Origin of the sequence: Streptomyces griseicoloratus (genome assembly GCF_014534645.1) — a bacterium.
GTDB lineage: Bacteria > Actinomycetota > Actinomycetes > Streptomycetales > Streptomycetaceae > Streptomyces > Streptomyces griseicoloratus.
Window position 1 is genome coordinate 82884 of the sequence record NZ_JACVQF010000187.1, and the last position, 19269, is coordinate 102152.

The 19269-nt window shown below is 69.7% G+C and carries 16 protein-coding genes and 5 pseudogenes; 11 read left to right on the forward strand and 10 right to left on the reverse strand.

Features of this window, described 5'->3' with window-relative positions; all coding sequences use genetic code 11:
• Window positions 1-97 precede the first annotated feature (97 nt).
• Complete coding sequence (locus tag H0H10_RS14090; protein ID WP_188181264.1) at window positions 98-571, forward strand: VOC family protein; 474 nt, start codon at window positions 98-100, stop codon at window positions 569-571.
• Between the two features lie 68 nt (window positions 572-639).
• The gene (locus H0H10_RS14095) at window positions 640-2109 is read left to right on the forward strand and encodes a dihydrolipoyl dehydrogenase family protein (RefSeq protein ID WP_188181265.1); all 1470 of its coding nucleotides are present in this window, start codon (window positions 640-642) and stop codon (window positions 2107-2109) included.
• 55 nt (window positions 2110-2164) lie between these two features.
• On the opposite strand, the gene H0H10_RS14100 is transcribed toward H0H10_RS14095, so the two are convergent.
• The 5 genes from H0H10_RS14100 to H0H10_RS14120 form a co-directional block, all read right to left on the reverse strand.
• On the reverse strand, window positions 2165-2812 hold the full coding sequence (locus H0H10_RS14100) for an RraA family protein (RefSeq protein WP_188181266.1): 648 nt from the start codon (window positions 2810-2812) through the stop codon (window positions 2165-2167).
• Between the two features lie 31 nt (window positions 2813-2843).
• Window positions 2844-3116 carry a DUF6510 family protein gene (locus H0H10_RS14105; protein WP_188181267.1) on the reverse strand — a complete coding sequence of 91 codons (273 nt, stop codon included), beginning with the start codon at window positions 3114-3116 and terminating at the stop codon, window positions 2844-2846.
• 66 nt (window positions 3117-3182) lie between these two features.
• A complete protein-coding gene (locus H0H10_RS14110) occupies window positions 3183-3935 on the reverse strand; it encodes a ferredoxin reductase (RefSeq protein WP_188181268.1) in 753 nt (250 codons plus the stop codon).
• Window positions 3905-4504 (reverse strand): sulfite oxidase-like oxidoreductase, encoded by a 600-nt coding sequence (locus tag H0H10_RS14115; protein ID WP_188181269.1) that lies wholly within the window; start codon window positions 4502-4504, stop codon window positions 3905-3907. The genes H0H10_RS14110 and H0H10_RS14115 overlap by 31 nt, the downstream gene beginning before the upstream one ends.
• Window positions 4505-4631: 127 nt before the next feature.
• Window positions 4632-5840, reverse strand: coding sequence for a cation:proton antiporter (locus tag H0H10_RS14120; RefSeq protein ID WP_188181270.1), 1209 nt, complete (start codon window positions 5838-5840; stop codon window positions 4632-4634).
• 156 nt (window positions 5841-5996) lie between these two features.
• Here H0H10_RS14120 and H0H10_RS14125 point away from each other — a divergent pair, with 156 nt between their 5' ends.
• The 4 genes and pseudogenes from H0H10_RS14125 to H0H10_RS14140 form a co-directional block, all read left to right on the forward strand.
• Window positions 5997-6902: an NmrA family NAD(P)-binding protein gene (locus H0H10_RS14125; RefSeq protein ID WP_188181271.1), complete on the forward strand. Its 906-nt coding sequence runs from the start codon at window positions 5997-5999 to the stop codon at window positions 6900-6902.
• A 707-nt stretch (window positions 6903-7609) separates the two neighbouring features.
• A complete protein-coding gene (locus tag H0H10_RS14130) occupies window positions 7610-8830 on the forward strand; it encodes an NUDIX domain-containing protein (protein WP_188181272.1) in 1221 nt (406 codons plus the stop codon).
• Between the two features lie 237 nt (window positions 8831-9067).
• Window positions 9068-9220, forward strand: a complete 153-nt coding sequence (locus tag H0H10_RS14135; protein WP_188181273.1) for a hypothetical protein — start codon at window positions 9068-9070, stop codon at window positions 9218-9220.
• Between the two features lie 264 nt (window positions 9221-9484).
• A pseudogene (locus H0H10_RS14140) lies at window positions 9485-9734 on the forward strand (L-threonylcarbamoyladenylate synthase); the annotation flags it as partial.
• On the opposite strand, the pseudogene H0H10_RS14145 reads toward H0H10_RS14140, so the two are convergent.
• Both H0H10_RS14145 and H0H10_RS14150 read right to left on the reverse strand, forming a co-directional pair.
• Window positions 9724-9852: pseudogene (locus H0H10_RS14145) on the reverse strand (DM13 domain-containing protein); the annotation flags it as partial. The pseudogenes H0H10_RS14140 and H0H10_RS14145 overlap by 11 nt on opposite strands.
• 261 nt (window positions 9853-10113) lie before the next feature.
• Window positions 10114-11325, reverse strand: a complete 1212-nt coding sequence (locus H0H10_RS14150) for an MFS transporter (protein ID WP_188181274.1) — start codon at window positions 11323-11325, stop codon at window positions 10114-10116.
• A 98-nt stretch (window positions 11326-11423) separates the two neighbouring features.
• On the opposite strand from H0H10_RS14150, the gene H0H10_RS14155 reads away from it, so the two are divergent.
• Complete coding sequence (locus tag H0H10_RS14155; RefSeq protein ID WP_188181275.1) at window positions 11424-12341, forward strand: LysR family transcriptional regulator; 918 nt, start codon at window positions 11424-11426, stop codon at window positions 12339-12341.
• Here the strand turns inward: H0H10_RS14155 and H0H10_RS41495 are convergent.
• A pseudogene (locus tag H0H10_RS41495) lies at window positions 12245-13012 on the reverse strand (IS701 family transposase); the annotation flags it as partial. The gene H0H10_RS14155 and the pseudogene H0H10_RS41495 overlap by 97 nt on opposite strands.
• Window positions 13013-13416: 404 nt before the next feature.
• Here H0H10_RS41495 and H0H10_RS39905 point away from each other — a divergent pair.
• Window positions 13417-13566, forward strand: a pseudogene (locus H0H10_RS39905) (IS30 family transposase); the annotation flags it as partial.
• 643 nt (window positions 13567-14209) lie between these two features.
• Here the strand turns inward: H0H10_RS39905 and H0H10_RS14170 are convergent.
• Window positions 14210-15232, reverse strand: coding sequence for an NADP-dependent oxidoreductase (locus H0H10_RS14170; protein WP_188181276.1), 1023 nt, complete (start codon window positions 15230-15232; stop codon window positions 14210-14212).
• A gap of 100 nt (window positions 15233-15332) precedes the next feature.
• On the opposite strand from H0H10_RS14170, the gene H0H10_RS14175 reads away from it, so the two are divergent.
• Window positions 15333-16250 carry a LysR family transcriptional regulator gene (locus H0H10_RS14175; RefSeq protein WP_188181277.1) on the forward strand — a complete coding sequence of 306 codons (918 nt, stop codon included), beginning with the start codon at window positions 15333-15335 and terminating at the stop codon, window positions 16248-16250.
• A 476-nt stretch (window positions 16251-16726) separates the two neighbouring features.
• On the opposite strand, the gene H0H10_RS14180 is transcribed toward H0H10_RS14175, so the two are convergent.
• Window positions 16727-17656, reverse strand: a complete 930-nt coding sequence (locus tag H0H10_RS14180) for an NADP-dependent oxidoreductase (protein ID WP_188181278.1) — start codon at window positions 17654-17656, stop codon at window positions 16727-16729.
• Between the two features lie 95 nt (window positions 17657-17751).
• On the opposite strand from H0H10_RS14180, the pseudogene H0H10_RS14185 reads away from it, so the two are divergent.
• A pseudogene (locus H0H10_RS14185) lies at window positions 17752-18126 on the forward strand (winged helix-turn-helix transcriptional regulator); the annotation flags it as partial.
• Window positions 18127-18664: 538 nt separating this feature from the next.
• A complete protein-coding gene (locus tag H0H10_RS14190; RefSeq protein ID WP_188181279.1) occupies window positions 18665-19249 on the forward strand; it encodes a 3'-5' exonuclease in 585 nt (194 codons plus the stop codon).
• The last annotated feature ends 20 nt before the right edge of the window (window positions 19250-19269 follow it).

A 19269-nucleotide genomic window follows, 5' to 3' on the forward strand; every position in this document is an offset into this window, starting at 1 on the left:
GTGACAAGAGGGCCCCTCCGGCCGTGACCACTTGTCGAACCGGTGACGCCCAGTACCCAGGCGCACCGTTGCCGAGAAGAAGAAAGACGGACCTGACATGGATCTGAAGCTCGAACTCATCGTGCTGCCCGTCTCCGACGTCGATCGGGCCAAGGCCTTCTACGAGGCCGCGGGATTCCGCCTGGACCTCGATGCCGCCGCCAGTGAGGACTGGCGTGCGGTGCATTTCACGCCGCCCGGCTCGGAGTGCTCGATCATCTTCGGCAAAGGGCTCACGCACCTGGCGCCGGGCTCCGTCCAGGGCCTGTACCTCATCGTCTCCGACATCGAGGAGGCCCGCGCGGATCTCGTCGGCCGCGGCATCGAGGTGAGCGAGGTCTTCCACGACGCAGGAGGAATCTTCCACCACGGCCACGACGCCGGACGGATCGTCCACGACGGCCCCGGCCAGGAGCGGGTGGCCGGCCCGCACCCCGATCGCGACTCCTACGGCTCCTACGCCACCTTCAGCGACCCGGACGGCAACGGCTGGGTGCTCCAGGAGGTCAGGCAGCGGGCCCCCGGCCGCTGACACCACCTCAGACACCGGACGCCGCTCCCGCCGAAGTCCGGAACACGCATCGAGGCACAGGAACAGCGATGAACCGACCAAGGACGAACGAGGACCGGCGCACCTACGACGTAATCGTCCTCGGCGCAGGCCCGACCGGCGAGAACGTGGCCGAACGCACCCGTGCCGCCGGGCTCAGCACCGTCATCGTGGAGCGCGAACTGCTGGGCGGCGAGTGTTCCTACTGGGCCTGCGAGCCCAGCAAGGCACTGCTGCGGCCGGTGCTGGCCCGGGCCGACGCGCGACGCGTGCCCGGGCTGCGTCAGGCGGTGGGCGGGCCACTGGACGTCGCGGCGGTCCTCGCCCACCGCGACGAGATCGTCTTCCACTGGAAGGACGACAGCCAGGTCGGCTGGCTGGATTCGGTCTCCGTCGATCTGATCCGCGGCCACGCACGGCTCGACGGTCCCCGGCAGGTGGCGGTGCAGACCCCGGACGGTGACACGGTGCTGCTGACCGCACGACACGCCGTCGCCGTGTGCACGGGGACCGCCGCGGCAGTGCCCGAGATACCGGGGCTCGACTCGGTACGTCCCTGGACCAGCCGTGAGGCCACCAGCGCCGGTCGGGTACCGGGCCGACTGGCTGTGGTCGGCGGCGGTGTGGTGGCCGTTGAGATGGCCACCGCCTGGCAGGCGCTCGGTTCCCAGGTGACCGTGCTGGTCCGCGGCGACGCCGGACTGCTGGCGAGGATGGAGCCGTTCGCAGGCCACATGGTCGCGGACGGTCTGCGCGAGGCGGGCGTCGACGTCCGGCTCGGGGCCTCCGTGGCGTCCCTGGCACGCGAGGACGGCGAAGTGCGGATCGCGCTGGCAGACGGCGGGGAACTGGCCGCGGACGAGATCCTCTTCGCGACCGGCCGGGACCCCCGTACTGCCGACCTCGGCCTGGAGACCGTCGGACTCACGCCGGGCGACTGGCTGACCGCGGACGACACCTGCCGCGTGACCGCCGTCGCCGACGGCTGGCTCTACGCGGTGGGCGATGTCAACCACCGGGTCCTGTTGACCCACCAGGGGAAGTACCAGGCCCGCATCGCCGGTGCCGCCATCGGGGCCCGGGCCAGGGGAGAGCAGGCCGACGAGACACGGTGGGGTGCGCACGCCGCGACCGCCGACATCGCGGCCGTGCCGCAGGTCGTCTTCACCGACCCGGAGGTCGCGGCCGTCGGTCTGACCACGCGTGAGGCGGAGCGGGCCGGGCGCCGGGTCGAGGTGGTGGACTACGACATCGCAGGCGTCGCGGGTGCTCACCAGTACGCCGACGGCTACCGCGGCCGGGCCCGTCTCCTGGTCGACATGGACCGCGGCACCGTGGCGGGTGTGACATTCGTCGGCCCCGGCGTCGGGGAACTGCTGTACTCGGCCACCGTCGCGGTCGTGAGCGAAGTACCGCTGGAGAGGCTCTGGCACGCCGTACCGGCCTTCCCGACGATCAGCGAGGTGTGGCTGAGGCTGTTGGAGGCCCACCGGGACCGGCAGCAGCCGGGCCCGTCATGACATCGCCGAGGAGTGCGGGCAGCGCGCCCGTCGGCCGCAGGGCGCCTCGATCCGGCTACTCGGCGGCGCGGGTCTCGTCACGGACCCTGTCGACGAACGCTGCCTCGTTCTGCGCGATACGGCCGGCTTCTTCGAACACGCTGATGACCTGTGCGGCGGGGATGACGGCCGCGCCGGATGCGTCAGCGAACACGTAGTCACCTGGGCGGACGGTCACGCCGGACACGACGACCGGCCGGTTGGCCTCGTAGGGTGTCACGGTATCGCCGCCCCACTTGGCCGTCTGCCCCGAGCAGTAGGCGGCGAAGCCGTAGTTCGCGATCTCGGGGAAGTCCCGCAGACGCCCGTCGGCCAGAACGCCCGCGAGGCTGTGTGCCGCCACCAGCGAGAGCTTTGTTCCGCCTCCGAGCGACACCCCGGGGTGCCCGTTGCCGGCCAGGACCAGCACCCGCCCCCGCGCGCCGTTCTCGATGGCGTCGTGGAACAGCCGGGAGAAGTTGTATTGCTCGGGTGGGAGTGCCTTCTCGCAGGAGGGAAGGAACGACAGCGTTATCGCGGGGCCGAGGAGGACGCGGCCCGGGGTCGGGGTCACCAGGTCGTCGATGTGACACCGGTGGCGGTGTATGCGCCCCATGGCATCGGTGACGTCGGGGGTGCGTACTCGCGAGGCGAGACGTTGCAGGAGCTCTTCCTTGTCTGCCATGAGGCCTCCCGTCCGGTCGTGCAGACGTACGTCAGGCCGGTGCGGGCATCGTGACGTAATCCAGTCCGCCGGCGTCGAGCCACACCTGGGTGGGGGATTGGACCAGCCGCAGCAGGACGCCCTCGCAGCCGGGACAGCGCAATACCATCCCGGGACCACCGAGGTACGCGTGCGTCTGGGCCAGCATCATCTGCTCGCCGCACCCACGGCATCGTCCGGAAGCCATGGTCATGTCGGTTCCGAAGAGGAACTCGAGATCCCCCGCGGCGGCGTTGCCGTCGAGGAAGTCAGGCGTCAGGGTCATGGAACTCACCTTCCGTTGGGCCGACGCACTCGAAGAGTCCTCACCACCGCAGACACCTGCCTTGCTTCATCTGCTGGGTCCGAAACGCTCGGTTCGGATACGGCCGGGGTGGTGGCCGAGGGCCACCAGCAGTCCGGCGGCCCTTTCGACGAAGCCGGTGGAACCACAGACATAGCAAGTGGGTTCGAAGTCCGGTGGCCATCCGGCACCTGACAGGTCGGAAGCGGTGAACCGCCCGGGGGGCCGCGGCCACTGCGGTGGGGTGGAGCGGGAATAGAGGTACGTCTTGTCGAGGCCCGGGTCGTCTCGCCTCAACTCCGATACGAAGAGCTGGTACTCAGGGCTGCGCACGGAGTACACCAACCGGAAGGGCGTGCGATTGCCGATCGCTCGGCGCATGCGGATCATCGCCATGAGTGGCACCAGGCCCGAGCCGCCGGCCACGAGCAGAATCGGCTCCTTCTGCTCGGGACGCCACACGAACCATCCGCCGACCGGTCCGCGCAGCTCCACCACGTCGCCCACGGCGAGTTCGTCCGTCAGGTACGGGGAGACCTCGCCGTCATCCACGCGCTGAACGGTCAGTTCGACGCTCTCGCCGTCGGGTGCCGACGCCAGTGAGTAACTGCGCTGCGTGCTGTAGCCGTCCTCCGCCGTGAGCCGCACATCGACGTGTTGTCCCGCCAGGTGTCCCGGCCAGCCGGGCACCTCGAAGACGAGGGTGCGCGCGGTTGCGGACTCGACGCGCCGATCGGTCAAGCGGGCAGCCGTCCAGCGCAGTCGGTCGCCTAGTCGCCTTGATACCGCTGCTCGCGCCATGGGTCCCCATAGTCGTGGTAGCCGATGTTCTCCCAGAAGCCCCGCTCTTCCACGTCGAGCAACTGGATGCCGCGCACCCACTTGGCGGACTTCCAGAAGTAGAGGTGCGGAATCAGCAGCCTCGCGGGGCCGCCGTGCTCTGGCGGGAGTTCCTCGCCGTCGTATCGGTAGGCGATCCATGCCTGCCCGTCGAGGAGATCCTCCAGTGGAACGTTGGTGGTGTAGTCGCCGTAGGAGTGGACGAGCGCGTACTCGGCACTGGTCTCCACGTCCTCCAGAAGGACGTCCAAGGAGACTCCCTGCCACTCCGTCTCGAACTTCGACCACTTGGTGACACAGTGCAGGTCGACGGTCTTCGTCTGGCTGGGCAACGCCATGAACTCCGCCCAGTCCCAGATGTGCCGTGCGCCGGTCTCGGTGCGGACGGTGAACTCCCACTGGTCGAGGTCCACCGCGGGGGTGGGCCCTGCCGAGAGAACGGGGAAGTCTGCGGTCTCGTACTGCCCGGGAGGCAGTCTGTGCCGTGCATCCCGTGCTCGGCCGTGGAAGCCGCGTGAAACGATGGGCATACCGCGCCCCCATTCTTGGCACCATGCGATTTCCATTCTCCAGGACATCGCGCGGCACAGCATCTCGAGTCTCCAGGACATCGCGCGGCAGCATCTTGAGCCGAACCAGTCGATGTTGTTCTGAAAATCAGTCCGGATTGCCCTCCGCCGCCGATTTCGCGGATGTCCGTGTACGGGCCAGCAAGGGCAGCGCAAGCAAGGGGAACACGATCACGGACAAGAGGCCCGCCGCCACCAAGGCGGCCGCGTTGGCCGGTCGGATCGCGTCCAGCTTCAAGCCGATCGTCGTCGCCGCCACGATCACGGGGAGGGAAGTGGCCTGCAGGAGTCCACTGGCCACGATCTCTGCCGGCGAGAGACCCGCGTTGCGGTAGGCCAATGCGGGCAGTCCACGAACGAGGAGCAGCCCGGCAAGGAACATCGGTACCCGCAGCACCGTCGCGGCGTCCGCGAACAGTGCGCCGAGGTCGAACTGGATTCCACTGGTCACGAAGAAGACCGGAACGAGGAATCCATATCCCAGGCCCTCCAGTTTCACGTGGAACTGCGGATGGGCCCGTTCGGCGTCGGGGTCGACCAGCCGCAGTACGGCCCCAGCGATGAAGGCACCCAGAATGGCCTCGAATCCTAGATGCATGGCGACCGCGGACAGGCCGACGATCAGAAGCATGGTCAGGCGAATTCGGACCTGGGCGCTGGTGTCCGCCAGATTCACTACGGCCCGGGACAGCCACATCGAGCGCCCTGCACGTATCGAGGTCGCCGCGATGAGCGCCGTCAGGCAAGCCAGGCCGAGCAGCAGAAGCAGCCTGGATCCCGGGCCCGAAGCGTGTTCGGAGAAGAACAACGACAACAGCAGCACAGCGCTGATCTCACCGGCAGAGGCCCCGCCGATGATCAGTTGGCCGACCGGCCGGTCGGTGGCGTCGGCGTCCTTCAGGATCGGGACCAGAAGCCCCAAGGACGTCGCCACCAGCGCGGTTCCGATCAGCAGTGGACTCTCGACCAGCCCGGCCAGGTCCAGTACCCAGCCGACGATCCCGGCCAGCACGATCGTGCCCGCCAGACCGAGGGCGACGAGCCGCGCCCGTGGGCCGTGCAGTTGCTGGAAATCGATCTCGAGTCCGGCAAGGAACAGCAGGAAGCTCAGCCCGATGATCGACAACGCCTGGACGGTGGCGTCCGGCTGCACCAGATTCAGCACCGCCGGACCGATGATCACGCCGGCCACGATCTCGAGGACCGGGCCCGGGAGGGGGACTCGGGGCACCATGGCCAGGAGGAACGGGACGCCGGCGCCCACCGCGAGAACGATGACCAGATTGTCGTAGGACATGGTGACTCCGGTGGCCGGTAGGCGGTGCGCTGGCCGTGACCAGCTTTGCCCTCCTATGTGATGCTAGGGGCTACTGGTCCTTCTAGGCTGGTGGCAGGAACTCCTCGGCGTGGGCGTGCAGGTGATCACGCTCCCACTCGGCTAAGGATGCGATCGATGAGTGCCGGCAACCTCGTTCTCCTGGGCAACGCCGGTGGTGTGGGCCGCGCGGTCCTGGAGCAACTGCGCGCCCGGGGTGTGCCCGTGCGTGCGATGGTCCGCCGCGACGACGATCGTGCAGCCGAGCTGCGCGGACTGGGCGCGGAGGTGGTCCTCGGCGATCTGACCCGGCCCGAGAGCGTCGCGGCCGCGCTGGAGAGTGTCGACAGGATGTACTTCGCCATGCCCGTGTCGCCGGACCATCTGCTGGCCGCGACCGTGGTGGCCGCGGTCGCGCGCGAGCAGGGAGGTCTGGACGCCCTGGTGAGCATGTCTCAGATGACGGTGTCGCAGATGACCGCTACCAGTACCGCGGAGTCGCATCAGCAGCGCCTGCACTGGCTGGCGGAGCAGGTAATGAACTGGTCGGGCCTGCCGGTGGTGCACATCAGGCCGACGTCCTTCCTGGACAACCCCCTGTTCACCGTGCTGGCGGCGCGCTCGATCCGGGAGAGCGGCACGATCGCGCTGCCGTTCGGCACCGGGCGCACGTCGCCGGTCGCCGTGGAGGACGTCGCCCGAGTGGTCGCCACCGTGCTGGGCGACCCGGCGCGGCACATCGGACAGGTCTACGAGCTCACGGGCCCGCGCTCGGTGAGCATGACGGAGATGGCCGAGGAGTTCTCACGGGCGTTGGGCGCCCCGGTGTCCTATGTGGATGTTCCGCTGGAGCAGTGGCGGACCGAAGTCCTCGCCGGCGTGGGCCTGCCGCCGCACACCGAAGAGCACATCGCCACCATGGCCCGACTGCACCGTGAGAATCGCTACGACCGCGCGACCGGCGACGTTCAGAGCGTCACGGGCGTACCTGCCCGATCGGTCGAATCGTTCGTGGCCGCCCGCAAGCAGTTCTACCTGGGCTGAGTCGCACCGGACGACAGCCGACGACAGGCCCGGCGGGCCGGATCAATTCGCGTATCCCTCCGGGTATTTCCGGCGACGACGACCACACCGGTCGCCGCGTCCACTTCATCCCGCAGCGACTGGTGGCCGGACAGGGAATCGGAGCGGATCAGAGTGATGGCACGAGCCACGGTCGTTGGGTCCTTTCCCATCGAGTGGTGAGTACCGCGACGCCTGCGGAACACCCCGTGGACACGGGGATGTTCCGACCACGGACACGGGCATGATGGCCACGCCCTGTCCTCCCCGCCGAGGCGAGGGTGATCCGATTGACGAGGGCGAGGCTTCGGACTTCGGGGCGTCCTACCCGACCGCCGGCTGCCGCCGCACCCCGACGTCACGGTGGACAGCCATTCGGGCCCGCTGACCGTCAGACGGCGAGCTTCGACACTCGGCTGACCTACCGCATCGTGTACGAGGAGGCAGCATCCTCTGAGGAGGACCTGCAGCGTTTGGTGGGCACCGTGCGGGCCTGGTTCAAGGTTTTCGGCCGTCCCGCTGCTGGTCCCATCCGTGTCGTTGGACTCCATACAGGTCTACGAGCTTGCCGGCAGCCGGAGGAGGGATGGATCGGTGCTCGGCAGCGAGCCGGAGAACGGGACAGCGCCCAGCGATGAGCGGGACAATGTGACGAGGCGGCTCGGCGACGACCACAAGGAGGGAACCCGATGACGGCACCCCACGCACCCGGTACCGCCGATGCCGAGCAAGTCAACGCCGCAATGTGGCACGCCTACGGGGCGCACCACCTCAAGCGGGCCACTCCCCTGCCCGAGGTGGACGAGATCGCCTGGGGCCCGGCGGGGACGGGGCCGGGTGACGCTGTCCTCGGCGATCTGACGGGCCTGCGCGTGCTCGACCTGGGCTGCGGCCCGGGCCGGCACGCCGCCCACCTCGCCCGTACCCATCACGCTGACGTGGACGCCGTCGACCTTTCACCGACTCAGATCGAGCGCGCACGGGCGCGGTACGGCGACCTGCCGGGACTGCGGTTGATCCAGGCCGACGCCGTCCGGCACCTGCGCACTTCGGCGCCGTACGACGTGATCTACTCCCTGTCCGCCGTCCACTTCGTCGACCCGCACCGACTGCTGCCCGCCCTGGCGGCGGCCCTCAGACCCGGCGGACGGCTGTACTTCACCGTGCTGCACACCAACTCGTCCGGCAACGGCCCGTCTTCGGAGGTGAAGTCCCGCCCGGAGATCCTGCGCCTGGCCGGCGGGGGCGAACTGACCGGGCGCATGTGGGTGCTCACCACAAAGCTGTGGACGGACCTGCTCGCGCAGCACGGGCTGCGCGTCGAGGAGGTCACCGTGCTGGACGCGCCCGAGGAGGGCAACCAGGCCTCCTACCGGCTCTTCCAGGTCCGCAGGCCGGTCCGGATCACCTCTCGTCCCCGTACGGCCCAGCCGCCCCTCGCACACGCGGCGGCCGGGGTCGGCACGGTGCTGGCCGGACCGCGCGGTCTGCTGCTCGGCCGCCACCGGCGGGGGACCGTCGAACTGCCCGGCGGCACGGTGGAGCCGGGCGAGTCGCTGGAGGAGACGGTCGTGCGCGAACTGGCCGAGGAGACCGGCCTGCACGCGGACCCGGCCGACGTGCGCCTGCTGGGCATGCTCCTGGACCAGGTCGGCGACGTCGTCCGGATCACGTTCGGCGCACTCGTCACGCGGTGGCGCGGCGAGCCCGCCGACCAGCCGGGCGAGCGGGTCGGTGACTGGAGGTGGTGGCCGCTGGACGCCCTGCCGTCGGGCCTGTTCGAGTGCAGCGCCCAGATCCTCACCGCCTGGCGCCCCGACCTGCCCATCGACCATCCGCCCGCCCGCTTCGTCCCCTTCGCCGAACCGCACAACCCCGGTCAGGGCTCCCTCGGTCAGGTCGGGAAGTAGTCGCTCACCACGCAGCCGTCGACGAGCACCTTCTCCGTCCGGTGGCCGCTCGGCGGCGAGAGGGCTGTACGCGGCCGTCGGCCGGGTCAACCCCCGGACGACGGAGCGGGACATCTACAGATCGCTGTGCTTCAAGGCCACCATCCCCGCGGGCGCGGGGGTGTTCCGCCCGCTCCGAGGAAGGCGCGGCACGCGCTCCGGTCCTCCCGCCGACGTGGCGGTGTTCCGGTGGCCGGCGTGCCCACCTGGGGGTCCGCCGGCCCCCGCCGCATGAACCACCGCGACGCGATGGGCGTGCTGCACGGGCGGGGCTTCATGGTCAACGAGGAGGACGCGTCGCCCGAGGGCCGCGTGATCATCCTGAACAGCGGCTGGAAAGTATGCCACTAGGACCCGGCACCCGGCACCACGGACGTCCTCCGCGTCGCGATCTACTCTCTGAAGAACGACGAGTCCTGCTGACGCTTGGTGTGGATCAGGCCGGATTCGTGGGCCCATCGGCCGGATGGCTGGCCCACGACCGTTGTGGGCGGGCCGGGCTGCTCGGTGGCGGTCTGCGCCCAGGTGAGCATGTGGGCGGCGGCGCTGTCGTCGCCGTCGGCGGCCGCGGCGGGCGAGACTGTGGGCGAGTGGAATAGTGGGAAGATTGCGAGAGTGACAGTAAGAACCAGTGACATCGAGAAGGCGGCCGGTGTGCTGCGCGCCGGCGGTCTGGTGGCCCTCCCGACCGAAACCGTCTAACGGTCTGGGCGCCAACGCCGAGGACCCCACCACCGTCTCGCGCATCTTCCAGGTCAAGGGACGTCCGCCCACCCATCCGCTGATCGTCCACCTAGGCGGCGCGGACCAACTGGACGACTGGGTCGAGAACGTGCCCGCGACGACGCGCCGTCTTACCAGACGGTGACGCTGTCGAAGGCCGCCGGGTCGACGTCGGCCGGCAGCGGGTAGTTCTGGTCACCCTTGTTGCCCTTGAGCTTGCCGAGGCTGACGTGCTTCCCGTCGTCGAAGACGTGCCAGCCGTCCTCATGACAGAAGAGGGTCCGCGTCGCCCGCCTGGGGTCCGGCCGCCCGCGCACCAGGCCCAACCGGGTCCGTGCCGAAAAGGCGTACGCCTCCCGCAAGAACCGCGCCTGCCTGCGCCGACGCGGCATCCACTGCACCATCCCGGACAAGGCCGACCAGACCCTCAACCGCCAGAGGCTCGGCTCTCGCGGTGGGCCGGCCGCCCAAGTTCGAGGCCGGGGACTACAAGGCTCGGCACCCGGTGCCGGCCCGGCGGTCTAACCGAGCCGACCGCTCTCCGGGGCACGCCCCAGGGCTGCCACCAACAGGGCGGCGAGCGCCAGGCCGCCGCCCAGCCACATCACGGCCTCGATCCCGGCGCCGTCCGCAGCGAGACCGCCGACCAGGGCCCCCAGCGCGATCGCCCCGTTGAAGACACCCACGAAGAGCGAGGACGCCGCCTCTCGGGCCTGCGGCGCGGCGGCCAGCAGCCAGGTCTGGGTGCTCACCGACACGCCGCCGTACGAGACGCCCCACACCGCGAGCAGCACACCGGCCGTCAGCACCGAGCCGCCGAGCAGAGGCAGCAGCCCCACCGTGGCCGCCAGGACAAGGGCGATCACCAGGAGCGTGCCGCGCGGGGAGCGGCCCGCCCCGGCGCCGGCCGCGAAGTTCCCGAGGACGCCGGCGACGCCGTAGACGAGGAGCAGCGTGCCGATCATCGTGGGGCTGACCCCGGAGATCTCCTCCAGCGCGGGCCGTACGTACGTGTAGGCGGCGAAGTGCCCGGTGACCAGGAACGCCACCACGGCCAGCCCGGTCGCCAGCTGCAGGTTGCCGAACAGCTTCAGCACGCCGCCGAGCCGGATGTCCTGCTCGGCCGGCAGTGGCGGCAGCAGGGCCGCGAGCGCGATCAGGACCACCACGGCGAGGGCGGCGACGACGACGAACGCCGTTCTCCAGTCGGCCAGTTCACCAATGTACGTACCGGCCGGGACGCCCAGCACCGAGGCCACCGCGATCCCGCTGAAGATGAGTGAGGTGGCCGGGCCGACGGCGGTGCCGGACACGAGCCGTACGGCGAGAGCGGCGGCGACCGCCCAGACCACGCCCATGCCGATACCGACGAGGATGCGGGCGACCACCATCACCCCGAAGCTGGGGGCCCACGCCGCGAGCAGATTGCCCAGCGCGAGCACCGCCATCAGGCAGCACAACAGCACCCGGCGGTCCAGCCGGCCGAGGAGCGGCGTCAGCAGCGGCGCGGAGACCGCGCCGACCAGACCCGTGATGGTGAGGGTGAGCCCGGCGGTCCCCTCGCTCACATGGAGCGCGTCGCCGATGGGGGTGAGCAGCCCCACCGGCAGCATCTCGGAGGTGACCACCGTGAACGTCGCCCCGGCGACGGCGGCGACCGCGGGCCAGCCCCCGCGTCGTGCGGACTGTCCCTCTCCGGGCGCCTTGCCTGCGATTTCCTCTGTCTGTGCCATACAACCAGCCAACCCGCAGGGCCGTTCGGGAACAACGGCCAATCCCTCATCCTTCGATGAGTGGGATTACTCGATCGGGTGGAGGAGGCCGGGATTCCGTGGGCGGTATCGAGATCCGCGAGTTGGAGGCGTTCCTCGTCCTCGCCGAAGAGCTGCACTTCGGCCGGGCGGGCGAGCGACTGTACGTCTCCCAGAGCAGGGTGAGCCAGCTGCTGCGCGCCCTGGAGGGGCGGATCGGCGCCCCGCTGGTCGAGCGCACCAGCCGCCGGGTACGCCTGACCCCGCTCGGGGAGTCCTTCGTCGGCAGCCTGCGGCCCGCGTACGACGGACTGCGCGCCACGCTGGACGAGGCGCGGGCCGCCGCCCGGGCGGAGGTGGGCGGGGTGCTGCGGATCGGCTTCCAGGGCACCGTCGACGACTACCTCGCCCAGGCGATAGCCCTGTTCGAGGAGGAGTGCCCGGGGTACGGCCTGGAGCTGACGGAGATCTTGCTGTCGGACCCGTTCGGGCCGGTGTGCCGCCAGGAGGTGGACTGCGCGGTAGTGCTCCTGCCGGTACGGGAGGAGGACCTGGTGCTCGGGCCGGTCTTCTCCCGGCAGCCGCAGACCCTCGCCGTCTCCGTCCGGCACCCGTTCGCGGCCCGGGAGTCGGTGTCGGCGGAGGAGCTGGCCGACTGCCGGCTCATCGGCGTGGGCGCGGGCGGGTCGCCCGGTCCCGCGCCCGCGTACTGGCGCCTGGCACAGGCCCCGGACCACACCCCAAAGCTGCGGCCGATCCCCGCGGGTCCGCTGGTCAACACCCTTCAGGAGGGGCTGAGTCTGACGGCGGCGGACCGCGGCGCGATGCTGCTGTGCCGGTCCACGGCCGACTACCACGGGCGGCGCAGCTCCATCGCCTTCGTCCCCGTCGACGGGCTGCCCCCCTCCGAGCTGGGGCTGATCTGGCACCGCTCCCATGTCTCCCCGACCGCCCTTGCCTTCGCGCGGGTGGTGAAGGGCGTCACGTCGGGGTGGTGACCGTGACTCGCCCGGCGGGGGGCTTCACGGAAGGGCGAGCTCGGCCCGGACCGCCTTCTGCGGCATGGGCACGCGAGCGGAGTTCCCGCGTCCGGGGCCCGCTCAACCATGCGGGCGGCGAGTTGGGGCTGGGAGGCGAAGGCCAGATCGTCCGGGATGCCCGCGCTCCGGCAGCGGTCCGGGTCCTCGGTCCACGAGCGTGGCACGTACAGGGCTCGGTCGATGGCGGCGTGTCCGCGGGCGGCGGAGTAGACGAGAGAGACGGCGGCCTGGGCGTTCTCGATGCGGCCGGCCGTGCCGGTGTACTGGCCCTGGACGCCGACGGTCGCCGTGCCCTTCTTCAGGTGGCCCGTCTCGTCGACCACGAGTACCGCCTGGTCGTCGGCGAGGTTCTCGATCGCGTAGGCGCGTGTGTCGTCGCGGATCGCGTCGGCGTCCCCTTACGCGCGGTACAGCAGGTGTTGCATGCCGTCCGGAGTGGCATCGCCCGCGTACAACAACGCCTCGTTCGGAACGTACGCGGCCGTCGTCACCGATCCCGCGTACCGGGAAGCCAAAGCGCACACGGTCCTGCGGACACTCCCCCGCCTCCTCACCGGCGAGGACGCGCCCCGGCTGCGGGCGCGGACGGACCGGACGCGCGTCGACGGCCTCCAGGCGCTGCTGGTCAGCAACAATCCCTACGGACGTGCCGTCGACGCGGCCCGTCCGGGGCGCAGGGAGCGGCTGGACTCGGGACTCCTGGGAGTTGTGTGCGTACGGGTCGACACCACCGCGCAGGCCGCGCGCATGGTGCGCGGTCCGCGCTCCGGGGGCCTCATCCGGCTGAACGCCCGGGAAGTCGTCGTCGAAGCCGACACGGACGTCCTCCCGGCCGGCATCGACGGAGAGCACGTCGTCCTGCCCTCGCCCGTGGTGTGCCGCAGCGCGCCCGGGGCACTCCGGATCCGCGTGCCACGCCGTCACGCCGGCAGACTGCAGGCGGGCGAGGCCGGAGCCGACTGGCCACGCGTTGCGCAGCTGGCGATGGGCAGACGGACGGTGCCGGCGGTCACGCAAGGTCGTCGCCGGACATGATCGGCACATCCCGTGGCAGCGCGGCACCAACGAGAACACCAACCGGCTGCTTCGGCAGTACCTGCCCAAGGGCGCGGACCTCCGCACGTTCAGCCAGGCCGTCCCGAACGCCATCGCCCACGAGCTCAACCGTCGCCCTGGATCCACGTGCCCTTCTCCCTGCTCGGCAGGCGCGCCCAGTGATGGGGCGGGAAGATGGGATCGTCTCGGCCATTGGTTGGCTGCAGGACCGTGTGGCACGGCTTGCCCGACGGTGAGAGCGTGCGGGACTACCCGACGCGACGACATCCACGAGGCGTTCCTCGGCCTCGCCGTCTGCCTGATCACGCACCGGCACGTCCAAAGGCTTTGTCAGGGCCAATTAGTGAGGTGGTGCGGGTCCGGGATGCGTGACGCCCTCCTGATGATCAAGGTGTCCGAAACCGTCGATCGATCAGGCAGGGGCTGCTTCCGCATGTCGGTTTCCACGGTCGAGGCATCGCCGGTCACCGTGACCGCTTCTATGCCGCCGTAACTGAGCAACTGCCGGGCTTGGGCAAGATGCTGGACGTGCTGTCCGGTCCGTAGCACCGCCAAGACCTCCGCTACCGGGTTGGTGCCCTGTTGCCCCTGTGCGCTCTCGCCGTGCTCGGCGGTGCCACGACGCTGGTGGCGATCGCCCGGTTCGCGGCCGGTTCCGACAAGGAGGGATGGGCTCGCCTGGGCCTGGAAGGGGCGGGCGCGAAGACCCCGCCACATCGTCGGTTGTCGAGGGTCCTGGAGACGGCCGTTCCTCTATACCGAGTTGGGTGTCACCTTACGGACGGGGCTTCCGTACGGTCCCGCACGATGATTTTGCCGGTGTTCTCGCCGCGCAGCATTCCCAGGAACGCGTCCACGATGCGCTCGAAACCGTCGACCACCGTCTCGTCCAGAGCGAGCCGGCCGCTCTGCAGATGCGGCACCGCGAACTCGTACAGCTCCTCCTGCACATCACGGTAGTTTCTGACCAGGAAGCCCTCCATGCGGAGGCTCTTCTCCACCATGTCCGCGTGGTTGAAGCGCGGCGACGGCGTGTCGGGGGTGTTGTACTGGCTGATCGTGCCGACGCGGACGATGCGCCCGAACTCGCGCAGCGCTCCCACCGCCGCGGCCAGCTGCTCGCCGCCGACGTTGTCGACGAACACGTCGATGCCGCCTGGCGCGGCCTTGCCGAGCAGGTCGGCAGCGGGCCCGTCGTGGTAGTCGAAGACGGCGTCATAGCCCACCTCCCGCGTGAGGTGGGCGGCCTTCGCCGCCGAGCCCGCGCTGCCCACGAGACGTCCGGCGCCGAGCAGTCTGGCGAACCGCCCGGTCGCCGTGCCGACCCCACCCGCCGCTGCCGACACGAACAGGTCCTCACCCTCCTGAAGCCGGGCGATCCGGGTGAGACCCACATAGGCGGTCAGGCCGGTGCCGCCGAGGATGCTCAAGTACGCGGTCAGGGGCACCCCTTCGAAGCGGGGCAGCTGTCGGGTCTCCTCGGGCGTGACCGCCGCATGCGTGCGCCAGCCCTTCCGGTGGAACACGATCTCACCCTCGGTCAGCCGAGGCGTGCGCGAGGCGATGACCCGCCCGATGGTGCGGCCCTCCAGCGGCGCGTCGAGCCCGAAGCCGCCGGGCACGTCGTCCATCATCTCGCGGTGGTACGGGTCGACGGACCAGTAGAGGTTTTCCACGAGCGCGCTGCCGGCTGCGGGCTCAGGAAGCGGGGACTCGACGAAGGCGAAGTGCTCGGGAGTGGGAAAGCCGTGGGGACGGGCGATCTGGTGCACGGTGAGCGCGGTCTTGTTCATGACCGGACCGTAGGGCGGGAATACGCCACCTGGGCAGCCGGTTGGGCTCATGCGACAGACCGTTCCATGAGCAGTTCTCATACCTTGAGGTGAGCGTCCCGTGGCCCGCACAACCGACACCGATCTCGCCCCGCACGAACTGCGCGTCCTGGTCGCGGTCGCGGACACCGGCGGGTTCTCGGCCGCGGCCGGGACACTCGGTGTGACTCAGTCCGCGGTCTCCCACTCGGTGCGCGGCAGCGAGCGCAAGATCGGTGCCGTGCTCTTCGACCGAGGCCGCACCGGCGCCCGTCCCACTCCCGCCGGAGACAAGGCCGTGGTGTACGCCCGCCGCATCCTGCGCCTGCTGGACATCCTGAACGCCGAGGCGCGCGGTGCGGCCCGGTCCGACGTGGCGGAGGGCCCGCTGCGGATCGCGGCCTTCCGAAGCGCGGCTCTCCACCTGCTGCCGCCCGTCCTTCAGCGGCTGCGCGCCCGGCATCACGGGATCGAGCCCCGGGTGCGGATCGTACGCGAGGTGGGACGCGGCACCGCAGGCGAAGTGGCCGACGGGAAAGCCGACATAGCCATCGCCACACTCGGCGGCTCCGCGCCGCTTCCACCGGGGCTGATCGCGAGCGGGCTTCTCGAAGAACCGTATGCCCTGGTACACCCGGCGGGACACGCCGCCCCGCGCTCGCTGCCGCTGGTCGACTGGGCCGAAAACTGTGGCTCGTACACCCGCGACTGGTGGACGGCACAGGACTGGATCCCGAAGGCGACCGTCGAGGCCGAGGATGACGGAGCGGTGCTCTCCTTGGTGAGCGGAGGTCATGGAATGGCGATCATGCCGGCGCTCTCGCTGGTCGGAGCGGCGGACTCGGTCGCGATCACTGATCTGGGCCTCGGGCGCCCGACACGCCAGGTCGGCTATGTCACCACCTCCGAACTGGCCGGATCCGCCGTCGTGCGCGCCTTGGTGAGGGAACTGAGGGCGACGGTCCCGCAGTGTGCGGGCCTTCTCAACAGCGAGCCTTGATCAGGCCGAGTGCGTGAGCGCAGATCCGCCTGGGGAATCAAGCCGAGCAACTCCGAGATCACCCTGAGCATCGCATGGGGAGATTCAATGCTCTGTCCACAGTTCCGTGAATCCCCAGGTCAGCGAGGGGAACGAGGGCCCGTTTCGACAGTGTGTTTCCTGCCTGAGCGCGGGCTCCTTTGAGTTTGAGCGCCTACCGGGTTTCCTCCGGTGGGCAGGGAATTCACGCCTGAGCTGGCCGAATGGGCGACGCGGAGGTGTGCAGAGGGGGATGGCGGGCCGCTGATCCGTCTCGCCCCTCACCGGGCCGATGTCCTGATGTGTTCTGCTGCTTCCTTCGGGAGATCGGGCGGCGGCTGGTCAAGCCTGTGCTGATGGACCCGGAAGGTGACCATGGCCATCCAGTGCTGGACTTCGATGGTGAGGCCGATCCGGGCAGCCCGCCCGGACGGCGCCCCGGTCCATGTGGTCCGGGGTCAGAGGGTAAGGACGAGCTTGCCTTGGAGGTGACCGCTGTCGAGCAGTCGGTGCGCGTCGGCGACGTGCTCGAAAGGGAATGTCTCCTGAACGTGGACCCGGAGCTTTCCCTGTTCGACGAGGTCGACGAGACCGCGCAGGGCGACCGGGTCGGGGTCGACTGCGATACCGCTGAAGCGCATGCCCGCCGCCTCGTATTTGGCGATGAGCCCCGGGTCATCCTCGGCGGTTGCCGTCACCAGGTGACCGCCAGGGCGGAGCACTCGGAGGGACCGCTCGACGGTGTCGCCGCCGATCGTGTCGAGCACGACGTCGATGTCGCGGACCGCGTCGGTGAAGTCGACCGCCGTGTAGTCGATCACTTCATCGGGGCCGAACCCTTCGACGAACTCTCGCTTGCTCCCGCTGGCGGTCGTGGTCACGTGCGCGCCAAGGGCTTTCGCGATCTGGATCGCGACGTGGCCGACCCCACCGCCACCGCCGTGGACCAGGACGCGGTCGCCCTCGCTGACGCCGGCGAGGTCGACGAGCCCCTGCCACGCCGTCAGCCCGACGATCGGGAGCGCAGAGGCTTCGACGTGGGTGAGGGAGGTCGGTTTGCGTACCAGGTGCAGCGCCGGCGCTGATACGAGTTCGGCGTACGCGCTCGCCGGCCGCGGGAACAGCGGCATCCCGAACACCTCGTCGCCGGGCCTGAACCGCCACGTCCGCGGTGACTCCTCGACCACGCCGCTGATGTCCCAGCCGAGGACGAACGGTGGCCGGCCGATCAGCGGGAACTCGCCGGCGCGAAGGCGCGCCTCCAGCGGGTTCATCCCGATCGCCTTGACGCGGACGAGCACCTCGGTCGGGAGGGGCTGGGGCTCGGGCGCGTCCACGATGGTGAGCACCTCGGGACCGCCGAGCGTCTGCTGGGTGATGACTCGCATGACTCTCCTGGCTTGGGAAGGGGGAGAGATTCCAGGCTAGATTTCCGATAGGAACCAGCAGGTGCCTTTGGGAGCCAGCAGTTACCTTTGGTGCCGTGAGCAGTTTCTCTCCTGGTGATCCCTTTCTCGCCGACTGTCCGGCGCGGCTGGCGGTCGAGCTGATCGCCGACAAATGGACGGTGGTCGTGCTCTACGGCCTCAGCCAGGGCCCGGTACGCCACGGCGAGTTGCTCAAGCTGATCGGCGACATCTCCCGCAAGATGCTCACTCAGACGCTCCGGCGGCTCGAGGCGCACGGACTCGTCCGCCGCCACGCCTACGCCGAGGTCCCGCCCCGCGTCGAATACGAGCTCACCCCGCTCGGGGCGACGCTGATCGATCCGATCCACATGCTGACCGAGTGGGCGAGAGCAAACGGCGACGCAGTGCTCGATGCGCTCGACGCCAGCGAGTACCCAAGCGACGAGGGGCCGCTGCGTCTTCGCCTCAAAACTGGAGCAGGCGCTGGACATCAACGCCATGCGAGCCCAGCTCAGCAGGAGACTCGCGGTCTGGCCAGTCAAAGCCCTTGAGCCACCGGTGCCAGGAAGCTTCGAGACCCCGCTTCCGCGTTCCAGATCCTCGACGGACAGCCGCTCGCTGCGCATGATGCGGGCCGGTTCCTGGATCACTGGCTCCCGCGAAGTCGGAGAGTGGTCGTGGCCTGCCGGACCGTCGTCGCCGATCGGAACACGGTCCGCCGCCCGTGCCTGCATCGCTTCCTGTTCCTTCCATGCCGCGTCCCACAGACGGACGAGTTCCTCTCGGTTCACGACTCGGGGGGAGTGGCGTCGGCGAAGCTGAGTAGCCCTTCGCGCCAAGGCAGTCTCACAAGAAGTTATCTGGCTCCACTCGGCGAGACCATGTCAGATGTTCCGAGACCATGAGGGCTGTCCTGAGTGGGTTCGGCGCCCGACCAGCCTCGAAAACAACGTGCCCAAGCCGATGCGCCCCCTTACGCTTCCCGCCATGGACAGCACCCGGACCGAGGGCCTGGTCAACGTCGTGGACGTCGAAGCGACCTGCTGGTCCGGTTCCCGGCCGCCTGGCGAGGTCAGCGAGATCATCGAGATCGGGCTGACTGTCATCGACCTGGACGCCGGTGCGTGCCTTGCCCGGCACCAGATCCTGGTGAGGCCCGCCCGGTCCACGGTCAGCGAGTTCTGCACGGAGCTGACCGGCCTCACTCAACAGGAGGTCGATCAGGGGGTCACTTTCGCCGAGGCCTGCCGGCTACTGGCGGCCGAGCACCGCGCGGGCGCCCGGCCGTGGGTCAGTTGGGGCGACTATGACCGTCACCAGTTCGCACGGCAGTGTCAGGCCACACGGACGCCCTACCCTTTCGGCCGCCGTCACACCAACGCCAAGGCTGTCTTCACCGAGGCATACGGTCTGCGTAAACGCCCCGGCATGGCACAGGCCCTGGAGATCGCCGGGCGGCGGCTTGAAGGACGTCACCACCGGGGCGAGGACGATGCCTGGAACATCGCTGCCCTCGTGCTTCACCTCTCTGAACGGGGGGTCTGGCCAGCCAGGCCAGAAGACCCCGCCTGACGCGCCCGCCCGGCTAGAAG